Below are 14886 nucleotides of genomic sequence, written 5' to 3'. Positions count from 1 at the left end.
CCCGATTTATCGGGCGAATCCCGCTTAATGCGCACAATAACTTTCGCTCCTACACTTGCAATTCCCATCCGCTAAAACGTTTCCAGCGCCTCGCGGTATTGAATAAATGCCTCGCGGCGCTGCTCAATGCGCCCTAATACTCGCGTGTCGTTTTCTTGCTTAGCGGCATCTCGTGCGATATCCAGCTGACGAATGCCACGGTCGACACGGCCGGTTAGTTGCAAATATTCCGCGCGGGCTAAATGCCCCCAGCCGCTATGATTGCTGCGACCGGCGGCTTCGGCCAGCAGGCTGAAGGCTTGCGGCGACTCCGGGTGCTTGGCGGCGATATCGCGCAGCAGGTCAAACGCCGCAGACGGGTCGCGCTGTAGCTGAGCTTCGGCAAGAATCAATTGCGCGGGCAGATACCCCGGCATCAAGCGGAGCAAATGCTGGCTGCGCTCAATGGCATCCTCAAAGCGGCGTTCCTCTAAGGCGACCTGAGCGGCAGAGGCGGGTAGGGCGGTATAATCTGGGTGCGCGCGCGCTAGGCGGTCGAGGGTTTGAAGAGCCTGATCGGTATGTCCGTTACGCGCGGCAATGAGTGCATCAAGGTAGACGATGGCGGCATCGTCGGCATTTTCTTGGCGCATGCGTGTAACGGCTTGCTGCGGGTCGTTGGCGTGAATATGTAAAAGCGCACGGCCACGCATCATGTCGTAGAGCGTATCGCTGTGGCGTGAATCGGGCACGTCAAGTTGCGCGGCCCGCGCTTGTGTATCGCTTAAGCGGTTTTCGCTGATGGGGTGGGTGAGCAAAAATTCGGGCGGAGTGCCGCCTTGAAGCCTTGCCATGTGCTGCATTTGACGCAACATTCGCACCATCGCATCGGGGTCGTAACCTGCGGCCGCAAGCGCTTGTAGGCCCACGCGGTCCGCCTCCTCTTCATAACGCCGCGAGTAGGTGAGCCGATCTTGCAAAAGGGCTGCCTGCGACCCCATCGCCGCTGCGATACCCGCATCGCCCGCGCCGCTGGCAGCCATTATCATGCCCGCGAGCATAGCCGCCATGGCGGGAATTTGCGTCTGCTCGGCGCGCGCCGTACCACGCGCGTAATGGCGCTGGGCGATGTGTCCGAGTTCATGGGCGACCACAGAGGCGAAGGCGCCTTCATCCTCAGCAAAGGCGAAGAGCCCCGCATTCACGCCAATCACCCCGCCCGGCACAGCAAACGCATTCAGCGAGGCGCTATCGACCATCACGGTGATGGTGTCGATACCGTTAATATGGCTATGCGGAGCGAGGCGCGCGACCAAACGATCGAGATAGTGATGAACAATAGGGTCTTGCCACTGCGGCGCCTGAGCGCGGAACTGCCGCAACCAAGCTCGGCCTAAGCGAGTCTCCTCGCTGCTGGCCGTTGATGATCCAGTGCTGAGCGTCGGTAGCTGGTAGTTGCCCTGTGGGTAGTTGCTTTGTGGATAGTTGCTCTGTAGATAGTTGTCCTGTGCCGCGCCGCCTGTGCTGTAAAATAGCGTACTGGCTGTCAGGGCAGCGGCACAAAGCCACCCATAGCGAGTGAGACGAAGACGTGGCATAGCATCCTCTTGCATGATGGTAAGCAGCGGGGTTACGTCAGCGGTATTAACGCAGGCGTGCGTGATGTTGTGACATTGATTCACGGTGAGAAGTGCCGTTAAATCGTAACCGTTTGGCGTTGGATGTTGATGTCTCGCATCATGTCACATAAATGCACAATATAGCGGGGTTAGAATGCCGAAAGAGACGAACACAGAGTCACGCGGTATCGGCGAGCGCGATGCGCTGTTGGATGCGTGCGGTTTGCACTGCCCGCTGCCGCTTCTCAAAGCAAAACAAATGCTGGCTTCATTAGAAGAAGGTAAACTGCTTGAGGTGCGTGCAACCGATGCCGGTTCATGGCGCGATATGGCGTCATTCACTGAGCAGAGTGCGCATACGTTAGAAGCGCAAGAGGAGCGTGAAGGCGTTTATTATTACTGGATTCGTAAGGTAGGGGTGAGTGCGTCATGACCATGCGCACCATCTTTAAAAGTTGGATAGAGCGCTACTTTTCTGACGAAGAAGCGATCATTTTGCTATTGGTATTGGTCGCAGGTTTTGCGGCCATTATCTGGTTTGGTCGCATGTTGGCGCCGTTTTTTACCGCGCTGATTATTGCCTTTCTGCTGCAGGGGGCGGTGAGTGCGTTAACGCGCCGACGTGTGCCGCACCTGCTGGCTGTTGTGATCGTCTTCTTAGGCTTTATCAGTGTCTTGTTGACCTTGGCGTTCATTCTTATGCCGTTAATTTGGAACCAGCTGGTGGGGCTGGTGCAAGAGACGCCCAGAATGTTTGCCAGTGGCCAAGATTGGTTGGATGAGCTGCAGTCGCGCTACCCTAACTTGATCACGCCGGATCAAATGCAGAGTTGGATTGGCGTTGCCAGTCGGGAGATCAGCCAGTTAGGGCAGCGGGCATTAACGCTTTCGCTGGCTTCGCTTGGTAACATTATGGCGCTGATCATCTACCTTGTTTTAGTGCCGATTCTGGTTTTTTTCATGCTCAAGGATCGCGACAAGTTGGTGGGGTTTATCCTCTCATTGCTGCCGCAAAAGCGCGATTTAATGACGCGTATTTGGCACGAAATGGATGCACAAATCGCCAACTACATCCGCGGTAAGTTCATTGAAATTATTATTGTGGGTACGATCGCATTTTTTACCTTTGCCTATTTTAGGTTGCCGTATTCGGCGCTTTTAGCTGTGTTGGTGGGCTTTTCCGTGCTTGTGCCCTACATCGGCGCCGCAGTGACCACGCTTCCGGTGGCGGCGGTGGCAGGCTTTCACTTCGGTATTAGTGATCAGTTTGTGTATGTGTTGATCGTCTATGGCGTTATTCAGGCCCTCGACGGTAATGTGCTATCGCCGATTCTGTTTTCGGAAACAAACAATATTCATCCTGTCTCGATTATTGTCGCGGTGCTGTTTTTTGGTGGTATTTGGGGCTTTTGGGGCATTTTCTTCGCCATTCCGCTGGCAACACTGCTTAAAGCGCTGGTATATGCATGGCCGCGTGGGTTACATGACCGCGATGAAGAGCGAGGGAAAGATGTGCCTCAACGCGTAAAAGAGGATGAGCCCGCAGCGCTTTAGCACAGTCAACGTGCGCCTATCTCACGTTGACCACTGAGGGTAAAAAGGGCTGCGTGCTTAGTTGTTGACCACTTAGTTGTTGACCACTTAGTGTTTAAGTGATCCGTTGTGGAGCGCTTTTGCCGCGTCTAACACCTCAGCCACATGGCCGGGAACTTTGACACCGCGCCACGCTTGCGCGAGTTTGCCGTCCGAGTCGATCAAAAACGTGCTGCGCTCGATGCCGAGGTGCTCTTTGCCATACATCTTTTTGAGTTTGATGACGTCAAATAGCGGACAAACGGTTTCGTCTTTGTCGGAAATCAGGTCAAAGTTGAAATCTTGTTTGGCTTTAAAGTTCTCCTGGGCACGAATGCCGTCGCGCGAGACACCGATAATCACGGTGTTAGCAGCGTCAAACTGCGGTTTGTGGTCGCGAAAGTCGCCGCCTTCGGTGGTGCAGCCAGGGGTGCTGGCTTTAGGGTAGAAATACACCACTATCTGCTGACCGCGTAGCTCGGATAGCGTAACGGTTTTATCGCCGGTAGCCGGGGCGGAAAAATCAGGCACGGGTTGGTCAATCTCAACGCTCATAGCGGACTCCTCATTAAGGTCAAAGACCGTATGATTACACGCAAGGAGCGTTGCGCTGTCAAAATTAAACACTGAAAACATCTCGTGCTCCTGAGCATAATGAAAACGCGCTAGTGAAATATCTGCAAGCTGGCGGCTTTGCGCTGTACAGGGTCGAGCCGCCTGAGTACCATTTACACTTATTGTTCGCCCACGAGCGGCGCACGCATACCCTTATTTGACGTTGAGGAAAAACGGATGATAACAGGCAGCATTGTCGCCCTAGCGACGCCGATGAAGGTCAATGGCGACATCGACTGGGAGGCGCTTCGTCGTCTGGTGAACTTCCACCTTGAAAACGGTACCGATGCCATTGTGGCCGCGGGGACAACCGGCGAGCCGACGACCATGTCATTCGCCGAGCACTTTGACGTGATTCGAAGTGTCGTGGAAGAAGTCAACGGGCGTATTCCCGTGATTGCCGGTACGGGTGCAAACGCGACCTCCGAGGCGGTGGAGCTGGCGCGTTACGCGTCAGAGGTGGGCGCGGATTACTGCCTCTCGGTGTGCCCGTACTACAACAAGCCGACCCAAGAAGGCTTGTACCAGCACTTCAAAGCGGTTGCCGAAGGCAGCAAGTTGCCGGTGATTTTGTATAACGTGCCGGGCCGTACCTGCTCTGACCTCTACAACGAGACCGTCGTCCGCTTGGCGGAAGTGGATAATATTATCGGCCTGAAAGACGCCACTGGTAACTTAGAGCGCGCTGAAGATTTGATCAACCGCGTGAAGGGCAGCGGTTTTATGCTTTACTCCGGTGACGATGCCACTGCTTGTGACTTCATGTTGATGGGCGGCCACGGTGATATTTCGGTGACGGCCAATGTCGCCCCCAAAGCGATGCACGACCTTTGCGCCGCCGCAGTGTCCGGCGATGCTGACAAAGCCCACCAGCTCAATACCCGTTTAATGCCGCTGCACACTAACTTGGGCATTGAATCCAATCCGATTCCGGTGAAATGGGCACTCAATCGTATGGGGTACGCCGATGCTGGCATTCGTTTACCGCTGACTTGGTTATCTGAAAAGTACCACGCCACCGTGAGCGAGGCGCTTCAGCTTGCCGGTGTCGTTGAGGAGTAATCCTGTCGATAACGTTACGTTGGCTTGGTGCTAAAGTGTGTGCTTGGCCTCTATTTTATGAACACTAAGGTGGCTTGATGAGTTCTGCCCTGAAACCCTATGCCCTAACACCCTTCGCGTTTAAAACTCCGGCGCTTAAATGTATCCCGCTGGCACTGGCACTGGTAACGGCGGTGGCGCTATCAGGCTGCGCGCGTGAAGGCTTCTTTGATGATCGCAACCTCGATTATGTTGATGTTGAGCCGGGGACTTCGCTGAGCCTACCTGAAACCCGTAACGCCCAGCGCTATGGTGATGCACTGCCGGTGCCCGAGGTCGCGAGCCCGTCGCGTTTAAGTGCGCCCAGCGACGTGCGTCCGCCACAGCCGCTTACCCTTGCCGGTGGTATTGAGTCAGCGTTTGTTGAGTCGCGTGAAATTGGCGGTCAGCGCTGGCTGGTGGTAGCGGCAGACGCGGGCACGGTTTGGCCGCTGCTTGAGTCGTTTGTGCGCTCTCAGCCGGTTGATGTGACTCGTGTCAGCCCCTCGCAAGGGGTTATTAATCTACAGCAGGGTCAAATCAGTCTGCAAAGCGCATTGCGTGCCGGGCACAGCGAAGTGCGTTGTGAGCAACAAGGCACATCGCTTGCGAACTGCCTTAATGCGCTTGACGACTACCTCAGCGCGCGCGCGAGTGCAGAGGGTATGCTGTCATCGTCGCTCAATGCTCAGCGCTATACCGATCAAAAATCCTTGGCGTTTCGCCAAGAGGATGGGCAGTGGACGGTAAATATTCCGTATCAGACCGACCGTGTTTGGGCAGAGCTCGACCATTTTCTTGAGTTGGATTTTGACGCCGAGGGCCAACGTGAGCTGATTGAAGCGCGCCCGTCTGATTATGCCTTTGTGGTGGATTACACGCCGCGGGAGCTGCGTGATTTCGGCTTGTGGACGCGGATGATGAAGTCGTTGACCAACACGTCGCCCTATCGGGTGCGCCTGGTGCTTGACCCCCGCGGCGAAGAGGTTGTGCTGCGTGCGCAAAATGCTGGCGAGCGTGATCTTAGCGCCGAGCATCAGCGTGAGTTGTTAGAACGCGTGGCTGGTTATTTACGCTAAATTATTTACCCCTTCGACTCTCTCGGAGCCTCCATGGAAAAGCGCCAAGAACTTTATGCCGGTAAGGCAAAGTCTGTATATACCACCGACGATCCTGATTTGTTGGTACTCCAATTTCGCGATGATACCAGTGCCTTCGATGGTAAAAAGAAAGAGGCGCTTGCGCGAAAAGGGCTGGTCAATAATGTCTTTAACGCCTTTATTATGGAGCGCCTAGAAGACGCCGGTATTCCGACGCATTTTGAAAAGCGCCTCTCCAGCACCGAAAGCTTGGTGAAGAAAATGGAAATGATTCCGGTAGAGTGCGTGGTACGTAATATTGCCGCCGGTGGTCTGGTGAAACGCCTAGGTGTAGAGGAAGGGATGACCCTTACGCCGCCTACGTTTGAGCTGTTCTTGAAAAACGATGAGAAGGGCGACCCGATGATCAACGAGTCGCTCGCTGAGACCTTTGGTTGGGCCAAGCCTGAGCAGTTGGCTAAAATGAAAGACCTTACGTTTAAGGTCAATCACGTGCTTAAACAGCTATTTACCGAAGGCGGGATGCTTTTGGTGGATTACAAGCTGGAGTTTGGCATCTTCAACGGCCAGATTGTTTTGGGCGACGAGTTCTCGCCCGATGGTTGCCGCTTATGGGATGCCAACACGCGGGAAAAAATGGATAAAGACCGCTTTCGTCAGGGGCTCGGCGGCGTAATTGAAGCTTATGAAGAAGTCGGCCGCCGCATCGGAATTAACTTTCCGGCATAGTCGAGCTTTCCCCACTTTATACGGCTTCAATGGCCACAACTGCTAAGGTTGTGGCCATTTTGTTGTCGGCGGTGTTGTGATCCCACGCCTGAAACTTAACGTCCACATCGCGTAGCCTAACGCCGTAGGTGCGCTCGCTTGCGCTATTGCGTTGGTACGCCGGGCGTGGGTCTTGGCTAAGTACTTGCGTAATCAACGCCTGTAGCGAGTCGTGATCGTCGCGCTGTGCCAACATGTTGAGCGCTGCTGGCTGAAAAATGACCTCAACGTTCGGCGGTGAGGTGGGGGCAAATCCGGCGCTGGCGTCAGGCTTGGCTTCTGCCCACGGCAGATAAGGCTTGATATCCACCACTGGGGTGCCGCGTACTAAGTCGCAGCCGGCAAGGGTGAGGTGTACGCCACGCTGGGTATCAATGCGCTCAAGCGCGAGAAGAGAAAGCCCTAAACGGTTGGGCCGGTTGGGGCTGCGGCTGGCAAAAACCCCTACCTTACGGTTGCCGCCTAAGCGTGGTGGGCGCACCAGCGGGGTCCATGTGGGCGGGTTCTGGTGGAAAATAAAGCTGACCCAGAGATGACTGACCGCTTCCAACCCGCGCACGCTAAGCGGGTCGTTATAAGGCGCGACGAGCGTTAATGTGGCAGTGGCTGCAGGGGCAAGTCCAGGTTGGCGTGGCACGCCAAATTTATCCGGGTAGTCGCTATCAATGTAGCCAATCGGCGTGAGGGTGAAGTCCATCGCTACGTTCATTCCGTCGTTAGAGGGTAAAGGCGTCACAGTAGGGGTGAAAAATAAGCGCAAAGGGGTGTGAAGCGTGTGTCAGTATAAGGTAAGTTGGGTTCTTCTATCGGATAGGCAAGATGCAACGAGGCAATTATGACCGAAGCGTTAGCACCGTCTTCCCCGACGGTCGCGCCGCGCGTCGTGTATCGTCAAGCCCTTGTGCGCGACGGTGCCGATCAGGCCGAGGTTTTCTACCACGCGGTGATGCAAGGTGCCGCGAATCACTATTCGCTAACCGAGCGGCGTGCCTGGGCGAATGTATTACCGCGTGAAGCCAGCGCCTGGGCGGCACGGCATTCGCTTTACACGACGCTGGTGGCAACTTGCGATGGTCATTGCGTGGGGTTCTTGGAGCTCGACGTTAGCGCTGGGCGCGTCGAGACCCTCTACGTTTGGCCGTCGCTTACCGGACGTGGTATCGGCACCACCTTGCTGATCCATGCCGAACGGTCGCTGTTAGAAGCCGGGTGCGGCACGATTGAGATTGAAGCGAGCCTTATGTTGTATGAGCGTTTAGAGCGTCGCGGCTGGCAAAACCTCGGCGAGCGTTGGGTAGAGCGCGGCGGCGCGCAGTTAAAGCGCTTCCACTTGCGTAAGCCGCTGCTCGCCGTGGAGACCTAACCTTATCAATAACGGCCTCAGCCAGAGGCCATCGCGAAGCTTTTATAACAGTCGGCTTAGGGAGAGTAAGTGCGCGTGAGGCGCATGGAAAGGTCAATGGAGGTCACGTCTTTGGTGAGTGCGCCGCTTGAAATGCAGTCCACCCCGGTGTCCGCAATCGCTTTGAGTGTGGTGGCATTAACGTTGCCTGAGGCTTCTAGGGTGGTGCGCTCATTTCCTCGCTTAACCGCTTCGCGCAGCTCGTCGAGCGAAAAGTTGTCGAGCATGACGATATCGGCGCCAGCATCAAGCGCCTGGTCCAGCTCGTCAAACGTCTCGACCTCGACTTCGACTGGCACATTGCTGGCGACCTTGCGTGCCTCCTTCACGGCGTCGGCAATGCCGCCGCAGGCAGCAATGTGATTTTCCTTAATTAAAAAGGCATCCCATAGCCCAATACGGTGATTGTGGCCGCCACCGCAGGTGACGGCGTATTTTTGCGCTAAGCGCATATTGGGTAGGGTTTTGCGCGTATCGAGTAGACGCACGCCAGTACTGGCTATCAAATCAACATAGCGTCGCGTGGTAGTGGCTGTGCCCGAGAGCGTTTGCAGTACGTTAAGTGCCGCTCGTTCGCCGGTCAGCAAGCTTCGCGCCGGGCCTTCCAGACGCAAAAAGCACTGGTCAGCGGCTAAGCGGTCGCCATCGGCGGCTTCCCACGTCAGTATCACACGGCTGTCCAGACGGCGGAAAATCTCATCCACCCAGGCAACGCCACAAAGCACAGCGTTGTCACGGGTGATAACGTGCGCTTCTGCCCATTGGGATTCAGGAATTAATTGAGCGGTAATATCGCCAGGCCCCACGTCTTCAGTGAGCAGGTGGGCAGCGTTAGCGCGGATCTCTTCGGCAAGGGCAGTATAGTAGTGCATAAAGCGTGTGAATCCCTGAGCGTGGGTTTGCGTATAACACCATTATAGTGAAAGAACGTACGTAACGTTATAGGCGTGCAAAATACGGAACAGGAGTGCCGAGTGGCCAATTCTTCACAAGACGGTTCTTCACAAAATGCGACGTGGTGGCCCAGGGCGCGGGTTGTGGAATCACCTAACGCGGATGAGCGCCCAAGTGACGAAATCTCGTTGGTTGTGCTGCACGCCATCAGTTTGCCGCCGGGCCGGTTTGGTAGCGATGCCATTGAGGCGCTGTTCACCAACCGCCTTGTGGCTGAGGATCACCCCTTTTTTGCCAACATTGCATCGCTTCGCGTGTCGGCGCATTTTTTGATTCGCCGCGAGGGTGAGTGTGTGCAGTTTGTGGATACCCAGCGCCGCGCGTGGCATGCGGGGCATTCACGCTGGTGGGATGCACGCCAACAAGCGATACGCCAAGCGCTCAACGACTTTTCGCTGGGTATCGAGCTTGAGGGCGATGACGCGACGCCCTTTACGAAGGCGCAATACACCACGTTAGCCCAGCTCGTTGGTTGGTTAATGGCGCGCTATCCTGTGCTTGATTCCACGCGTATCACCGGCCATGCCAACGTTGCGCCGATGCGCAAGACGGACCCCGGCCCCGCGTTTGACTGGGCATATTTGCGTCAGTTGCTGGCGCAAGCGCAGCGAATACAGGCAGTAGTCGATAAAACGGTAGTTTAACTACATGTGTGGGGTAAGTGGTGGGTTGCCGCGATGGCGTTAAAAAGCGCTTATGCTGCAGTGCATTATGTTGTTTTTGGTCATGTTTTGCCATTTTCTGCAATTGGCAGCGCGGCTACTTTGCGGTATCTTCATCACTACAAAAGACTAATTGCTACCAATATTATGTAGCTTAACTACATTCTTGGCGTGCAAGGCACAACTTAATGTCTTGAATGTAGAGAAGAATTTAACTCGCACCGGCCGCTGCGCTGGTGGCAATGGGTTTGCGACAACCGATGAAGGTCGCATGCCTAGACCCCTAGCGGTTAGCGGGGGTCACTGTCATTTATCGTCATTCGGAGAGACCTCTATGAGTCTGGAGACAAGAGAAGATCTCGATCCGACCGAAACCACGGAGTGGCTAGAATCCCTGGAGTCGGTACTGGATCGTGAGGGCGAACAGCGCGCCCGCTACCTGATGACCCGCTTGGCGGATCGTATGCGCCGGGATGGTATGAAGGTGCCCTTCTCAGTGACAACCCCGCACCGCAATACGCTTCCCGTTCACCGTGAAGCGCCGATGCCGGGCGATTTGTTTATGGAGCGCCGCATTCGCTCCTTAATTCGCTACAACGCCATCGCGCAGGTCATTCGTAATAACCGCGCCAAACCCGGTTTGGGCGGCCACATTGCCAGCTTTATGTCCTCTGCGACGCTTTACGATGTCGGCTTTAACCACTTCTTCCGCGCGCCTAACGGCGATTTTGGCGGTGATCTGGTTTACATTCAGGGGCACGTTGCGCCCGGTATTTATGCGCGCTCGTTCTTGGAAGGCCGTCTAAACGAAGCGCAGATGGACAAATTCCGTCAGGAAGTGGATGGCGGTGGTCTCTCGTCTTATCCGCACCCGTGGCTGATGCCGGATTACTGGCAGTTCCCCACGGTGTCGATGGGCCTGGGGCCGATCATGGCGATCTACCAAGCCCACGTGATGAAGTACCTGCATTCGCGTGAAATGAAGGACATGCATGATCGCAAGATCTGGTGCTTCATGGGCGATGGCGAATGCGATGAGCCGGAGTCTCTCGGCGCGATTTCGCTGGCCGGGCGCGAGAACCTCGACAACCTAATCTTCGTGGTCAACTGCAACCTCCAGCGCCTGGACGGCCCCGTGCGCGGCAACGGCCGTATCATGGACGAGCTGGAAGGGGTGTTCCGCGGCGCGGGCTGGAACGTGCTTAAAGTGGTCTGGGGCCGCCATTGGGACCCGCTGTTCGAGCAAGATAAAAAAGGTGTACTGCAAAAGCGCATGGACGAAGCGGTCGACGGCGAGTACCAGAATTACAAAGCCAACGGTGGCGGCTACACCCGCGACCATTTCTTCGGCAAGTACCCTGAAACCGAGGCAATGGTCGACAATATGTCCGACGAGGACATCTGGAAGCTCAACCGTGGTGGCCACGATCCGTTCAAGGTGTATGCGGCCTATCACGAAGCGGTTAACAACGCCGCTGGCAAGCCGACGGTCATTCTCGCCCATACCGTGAAAGGCTACGGTATGGGGAGCGGCGATGGCGAAGCGGCCAACGAAGCGCACCAAGTCAAGAGTATGGAACTTGAGGCGTTGAAGACCTTCCGCGATCGCTTCGGTATTCCGCTCACCGATGAGCAACTCAAAGAAGTGCCTTATTACAAGCCGGATGATGACTCCCCCGAGCTTAAATACATGCACTTGCAGCGTGAACGTCTTGGTGGCTACCTGCCTCAGCGCCGCGCGGACTTTGAGTCGCTGTCGATCCCGGCGCTGGAAGATAAAACCTTTGCCTCGCAGATGGGCGGCTCCAAAGGGCGTGAAGTTTCTACCACCATGGCCTTTGTGCGGGTTCTCAACGGCCTGGTGAAAGACAAGAAAATCGGTAAGCAGGTGGTGCCCATCATTCCTGATGAAGCGCGCACCTTTGGCATGGAAGGCATGTTCCGCCAGCTGGGTATCTACACTTCAGAAGGGCAGAAGTACGAGCCGGTGGATAAGGGCCAGATCATGTTCTACCGCGAGGATAAGCAAGGCCAAATCCTCGAAGAAGGCATCAGTGAAGCCGGGGCGATGTCGGCGTGGATTGCGGCGGCGACGTCTTACAGCAACCACAATTTGCCGCTTCTGCCGTTTTATGTGTACTACTCCATGTTCGGCTTCCAGCGTATTGGCGATCTCGCGTGGGCGGCGGGTGACCTGCAGGCGCGCGGCTTTATGGTCGGCGGCACCGCCGGGCGTACCACGCTCAATGGTGAAGGCTTGCAGCACCAAGATGGCCACAGCCTCATTCAGGCCTCCACCATCCCCAACTGCCGTAGCTACGACCCAACGTACGGTCACGAAGTGGCGGTTATCATGCAGGATGGTTTGAAGCGCATGTTCACCGAGAAGGAGAACTGCTTCTACTACCTGACCGTGATGAACGAAAACTACGAGCATCCGGCGCTCGACGACGTGCCTGCCGACGATATCGTTAAAGGCATGTATCTGTTGCGCGAAACGAAAGGTAAAAAAGGCCGCGTTCAGCTGATGGGCTCTGGCACCATTCTGCGTGAAGTCGAAGCGGCCGCTGAGCTGTTGGAAAACGACTGGGGTGTGGGCGCTGATATTTGGAGTGTGCCTAGCTTTAATGAGCTGCGTCGCGAAGCGCTGTTGATTGAACGTACCGCTTTCTTAAACCCAGACGATGAGGCGCCCAAGCCACACGTTACCCAGTGCTTAGAAGGTCGCGATGGTCCGGCAATTGCCGCCACCGACTACATGAAGCTCTATGCGGATCAGGTGCGCGCGTGGGTGCCAACCGACTATAGCGTGCTTGGCACCGACGGTTTTGGCCGTTCGGATACCCGCGAGAAGCTGCGTTACTTCTTTGAAGTGGACCGCTACTTCGTCACCGTCGCGGCGCTCAAAGCGTTGGCGGATCGCGGCGATATCGAGCGTAAGCGAGTGGGTGAGGCGCTGAAAAAGTACGCCATCGACCCAGCCAAACCCAACCCGCTGACCAGTTGATCCTGGCCTGCGGGGTTGCCCGCAGGCTTGTGACAAGTTGAGAGGAGCGCGACCTTGAGTAGCGAAATCATCAAAGTCCCCGATATCGGCGGTGACACCGACGTCGAAATCATCGAGATTGCGGTATCGGAAGGCGACGTCATCGAGGCGGAAGACACCTTGATCACGCTGGAATCCGACAAGGCCAGCATGGATGTTCCGGCGCCTAAGGGCGGCAAGGTCATTAAGGTGCTGGTCAAAGAGGGTGACACTGTCTCGGAAGGCGACGGCATCGTCGAAATCGAAGCGGAAGGTGAAGGCGGTGGCGAGGAGGCGGCGCCAGCCGAGCCAGCGCCAGAGCCCGCCGCTTCATCATCGCCGTCATCGCAGCAGAAAGAGCCGCCAAAAGCCGCTTCTGGCGGCGGTGGTATGCAGGCCGTGGATATCATCGTGCCGGATCTTGGCGGCTCAGAAGACGTCGAAATTATCGAAGTGGCCGTCAGCGAAGGCGATGAGGTCAGCGCGGAAGATACGCTGATGACGCTGGAGTCTGACAAAGCCTCAATGGACGTCCCCAGCCCATACTCGGGTAAGATCGTGGCGTTTACGGCGAAAGAGGGCGATACCGTCTCTGAAGGTGACGTGATCGGCCAGATGGAAATCCCCGGTGAAGGCGGCGGTAGCGATCAAGCCGACGCCGCGCCCACCGAGAAAGCCGCTCCTGCCGAAGCCAGTGAACCGCAGGAAGAGGCGGCTGAAGAAGAAAGCGGTAGCAGTGAGCCGGAGCGCAAAGAGATTCGCGTGCCGGACCTCTCCGGCTCTGCGGATGTGCCGATTATTGAAATTGGCGCGGCTGCCGGTGACGAAGTCAACGAGGAAGACCCGCTGATTACGTTGGAGTCCGATAAGGCATCGATGGATGTGCCGAGCCCTTACAAAGGCAAGCTTCTGGAGCTTACGGTGAAAGAAGGTGACACCGTGTCGGAAGGCGATGTCATCGGCTATATCGAAGTGGCAGGTGCCAAGAAAACCGCGCCGAAAAAGTCTACAGCAGAGAAGCCGACTTCGTCGGGTGAATCTTCGCCACAGAAAGCATCAGCCCCGGCAAGCAGCGGTGGCGGCACACCGAGCCCCGAAGCGCAGATGGCGTCCCATAAGCCGCGTGATGGTAAATTGGTTCATGCTGGCCCCGCCGTACGGATGCTGGCCCGCGAACTGGGTGTCGATCTTGCCCTGGTTAAGCCCAGTGGCCCAAAGGAGCGCGTGCTCAAAGAGGACGTGCAGAACTACGTCAAGCAGGCGCTGGCTAACAACGGCAGCGCAAAAGCGACGGCTCCTGCGGCAGCGGTAAGCGGCGGCGGCATTCCGCCGATTCCGGAAGTCGATTTCAGCCAGTTCGGTGAGGTCGAAGAAAAACCGATGGGCCGTCTGCTTAAAATGGGCGCGACCAACCTGCACCGCAGCTGGCTTAACGTGCCACATGTGACGCAGTTCGACGAGGCGGATATCACCGAGCTTGAAGCCTTTCGCAAGTCGATGAAGGCCGAAGCGGAAGCCCAAGGGGCTAAGCTCACGCCGCTGCCGTTTTTGGTCAAAGCGTGTGCTTTTGCGCTGCGTAAGTTCCCGCAGTTTAACGTCAGCCTAAAAGGCGACGGTGAGACGATGGTGTGGAAGAACTACGTCCATATCGGTATCGCCGTGGATACGCCGGAAGGGTTGATGGTGCCGGTTCTGCGCGACGCAGATAAAAAGTCCTTGGTTGAGATCGCTAAGGACATGGCCGAACTGGGCAAAAAAGCGCAGAGCAAAAAGCTCAAGCGCGAAGAGATGACCGGTGGCTGTTTCACCATTTCGAGCCTCGGCTCGATTGGCGGTACAGCGTTTACGCCGATCGTCAACGCACCGGAAGTGGCGATATTGGGCGTGTCGAAATCGCAGACGAAACCGGTGTGGGATGGCGATACCTTCCAGCCGCGTTTGATGATGCCGCTGTCGCTGTCCTACGATCACCGGGCGATTAATGGGGCAGATGCAGCACGTTTCACTGCCTTCTTGGCCGATGTGTTGACCGATATCCGGCGTTTGCTGTTGTAGATCCGGTATTATGCAAGACCATGCACGACTACTAGCGGCGCCTTTAGGCGCCGTT

At 56.2% G+C, this 14886-nt stretch carries 13 protein-coding genes; 9 read left to right on the top strand and 4 right to left on the bottom strand.

Translation table 11 applies throughout. The annotated features are described in order from the left end of the window. Positions 1-71: 71 nt before the first annotated feature. Positions 72-1577, bottom strand: a complete 1506-nt coding sequence (locus tag M8006_RS00545) for a M48 family metalloprotease (protein ID WP_250078987.1) — start codon at positions 1575-1577, stop codon at positions 72-74. A gap of 175 nt (positions 1578-1752) precedes the next feature. Between M8006_RS00545 and M8006_RS00540 the strand changes: the two genes are divergently transcribed. Next, positions 1753-2031, top strand: coding sequence for a sulfurtransferase TusA family protein (locus M8006_RS00540; protein WP_250078986.1), 279 nt, complete (start codon positions 1753-1755; stop codon positions 2029-2031). After that, the gene (locus M8006_RS00535; protein WP_250078984.1) at positions 2028-3152 is read left to right on the top strand and encodes an AI-2E family transporter; all 1125 of its coding nucleotides are present in this window, start codon (positions 2028-2030) and stop codon (positions 3150-3152) included. The genes M8006_RS00540 and M8006_RS00535 overlap by 4 nt, the downstream gene beginning before the upstream one ends. Before the next feature lie 87 nt (positions 3153-3239). Here the strand turns inward: M8006_RS00535 and M8006_RS00530 are convergent, their stop codons facing one another. Further along, positions 3240-3725: a peroxiredoxin gene (locus tag M8006_RS00530; RefSeq protein ID WP_250078982.1), complete on the bottom strand. Its 486-nt coding sequence runs from the start codon at positions 3723-3725 to the stop codon at positions 3240-3242. A 237-nt stretch (positions 3726-3962) separates the two neighbouring features. Between M8006_RS00530 and dapA the strand changes: the two genes are divergently transcribed. The 3 genes from dapA to purC all read left to right on the top strand — a co-directional run bounded on the left by dapA (position 3963) and on the right by purC (position 6694). Beyond that, a complete protein-coding gene (gene dapA / locus M8006_RS00525; RefSeq protein ID WP_250078980.1) occupies positions 3963-4847 on the top strand; it encodes a 4-hydroxy-tetrahydrodipicolinate synthase in 885 nt (294 codons plus the stop codon). Positions 4848-4924: 77 nt separating this feature from the next. Then, entirely contained in the window at positions 4925-5944 is a 1020-nt protein-coding gene (locus M8006_RS00520; RefSeq protein ID WP_250078978.1) for an outer membrane protein assembly factor BamC, read from the top strand. A gap of 33 nt (positions 5945-5977) precedes the next feature. Further along, on the top strand, positions 5978-6694 hold the full coding sequence (gene purC, locus M8006_RS00515; protein ID WP_250078976.1) for a phosphoribosylaminoimidazolesuccinocarboxamide synthase: 717 nt from the start codon (positions 5978-5980) through the stop codon (positions 6692-6694). Positions 6695-6710: 16 nt separating this feature from the next. On the opposite strand, the gene tsaA is transcribed toward purC, so the two are convergent. Next, positions 6711-7430, bottom strand: a complete 720-nt coding sequence (gene tsaA, locus M8006_RS00510) for a tRNA (N6-threonylcarbamoyladenosine(37)-N6)-methyltransferase TrmO (protein WP_250078972.1) — start codon at positions 7428-7430, stop codon at positions 6711-6713. 138 nt (positions 7431-7568) lie between these two features. Between tsaA and M8006_RS00505 the strand changes: the two genes are divergently transcribed. After that, complete coding sequence (locus M8006_RS00505; RefSeq protein WP_250078970.1) at positions 7569-8096, top strand: GNAT family N-acetyltransferase; 528 nt, start codon at positions 7569-7571, stop codon at positions 8094-8096. 56 nt (positions 8097-8152) lie between these two features. On the opposite strand, the gene nadC is transcribed toward M8006_RS00505, so the two are convergent. Next, positions 8153-9007: a carboxylating nicotinate-nucleotide diphosphorylase gene (gene nadC, locus M8006_RS00500; RefSeq protein WP_250078968.1), complete on the bottom strand. Its 855-nt coding sequence runs from the start codon at positions 9005-9007 to the stop codon at positions 8153-8155. A 102-nt stretch (positions 9008-9109) separates the two neighbouring features. Here nadC and ampD point away from each other — a divergent pair, with 102 nt between their 5' ends. The 3 genes from ampD to aceF all read left to right on the top strand — a co-directional run bounded on the left by ampD (position 9110) and on the right by aceF (position 14831). Continuing rightward, complete coding sequence (gene ampD, locus M8006_RS00495; protein WP_250078966.1) at positions 9110-9733, top strand: 1,6-anhydro-N-acetylmuramyl-L-alanine amidase AmpD; 624 nt, start codon at positions 9110-9112, stop codon at positions 9731-9733. Between the two features lie 352 nt (positions 9734-10085). Next, positions 10086-12758 (top strand): pyruvate dehydrogenase (acetyl-transferring), homodimeric type, encoded by a 2673-nt coding sequence (gene aceE / locus M8006_RS00490; protein WP_250078964.1) that lies wholly within the window; start codon positions 10086-10088, stop codon positions 12756-12758. A gap of 54 nt (positions 12759-12812) precedes the next feature. After that, entirely contained in the window at positions 12813-14831 is a 2019-nt protein-coding gene (aceF, locus tag M8006_RS00485) for a pyruvate dehydrogenase complex dihydrolipoyllysine-residue acetyltransferase (RefSeq protein ID WP_250078963.1), read from the top strand. The last annotated feature ends 55 nt before the right edge of the window (positions 14832-14886 follow it).

It is taken from the genome of Halomonas llamarensis (assembly GCF_023555005.1).
GTDB classification, from domain to species: domain Bacteria; phylum Pseudomonadota; class Gammaproteobacteria; order Pseudomonadales; family Halomonadaceae; genus Vreelandella; species Vreelandella llamarensis.
Note: the sequence above shows the minus strand (reverse complement) of the source record. Positions and strands in the feature narration are given on the sequence as shown.

Coding starts and splice junctions, on each gene's coding strand:
- M8006_RS00545 (WP_250078987.1), bottom strand. CDS start 1,577: ATGCCACGTCTTCGTCTCACTCGCTATGGGTGGCTTTGTGCCGCTGCC.
- M8006_RS00540 (WP_250078986.1), top strand. CDS start 1,753: ATGCCGAAAGAGACGAACACAGAGTCACGCGGTATCGGCGAGCGCGAT.
- M8006_RS00535 (WP_250078984.1), top strand. CDS start 2,028: ATGACCATGCGCACCATCTTTAAAAGTTGGATAGAGCGCTACTTTTCT.
- M8006_RS00530 (WP_250078982.1), bottom strand. CDS start 3,725: ATGAGCGTTGAGATTGACCAACCCGTGCCTGATTTTTCCGCCCCGGCT.
- dapA (WP_250078980.1), top strand. CDS start 3,963: ATGATAACAGGCAGCATTGTCGCCCTAGCGACGCCGATGAAGGTCAAT.
- M8006_RS00520 (WP_250078978.1), top strand. CDS start 4,925: ATGAGTTCTGCCCTGAAACCCTATGCCCTAACACCCTTCGCGTTTAAA.
- purC (WP_250078976.1), top strand. CDS start 5,978: ATGGAAAAGCGCCAAGAACTTTATGCCGGTAAGGCAAAGTCTGTATAT.
- tsaA (WP_250078972.1), bottom strand. CDS start 7,430: ATGGACTTCACCCTCACGCCGATTGGCTACATTGATAGCGACTACCCG.
- M8006_RS00505 (WP_250078970.1), top strand. CDS start 7,569: ATGACCGAAGCGTTAGCACCGTCTTCCCCGACGGTCGCGCCGCGCGTC.
- nadC (WP_250078968.1), bottom strand. CDS start 9,007: ATGCACTACTATACTGCCCTTGCCGAAGAGATCCGCGCTAACGCTGCC.
- aceE (WP_250078964.1), top strand. CDS start 10,086: ATGAGTCTGGAGACAAGAGAAGATCTCGATCCGACCGAAACCACGGAG.